Here is a 394-nt window from a genome sequence, read left to right as displayed (position 1 = left end):
CCATCGCCGTCGCGGCGCGCGGTGGTGGCCACATCGCTGTAGGTGTGGCCCGACGTCGGCTCGGTGGCGGCAAACGCCGTGATCGCCGTACCGGCAACAATGTCCCGGACGATCTTCGCGGCTCGATCACCGCCGGCCCGCCGGAGCAGCCCGGACCCGATCACCACCGTCTCGACAAACGGTTCGACGACCAACGCGTATCCGAGGGCCTCCGTGACGATCATGAGCTCCACGGGACCGCCGCCGAGTCCACCGTCCTCCTCGGGCAGGGTGGCGCCGAGGATGCCGAGCTCGTCGGCGAAACCCGCCCAGATCGCCGGCTGCCGGCCGGCGCCGGTCTTGGCCGCGGCCCGACTGCTCTCCAGGTCGTATCGCGTGCCCAGGAACTTGGTGA

At 70.8% G+C, this 394-nt stretch carries 1 protein-coding gene; it reads right to left on the bottom strand.

What is annotated here, in order from left to right; translation table 11 throughout:
• Positions 1-394: acyl-CoA dehydrogenase family protein (locus SB717_RS33980; protein ID WP_410907212.1), on the bottom strand; the 394-nt coding region annotated here is incomplete at both ends.

Source organism: Priestia sp. SIMBA_032, assembly GCF_046535215.1.
GTDB classification, from domain to species: Bacteria; Bacillota; Bacilli; order Bacillales; family Bacillaceae_H; genus Priestia; species Priestia aryabhattai.
The sequence above is the reverse complement of the archived record's forward strand: the minus strand, read 5'-3'. Positions and strand labels throughout refer to the sequence as shown.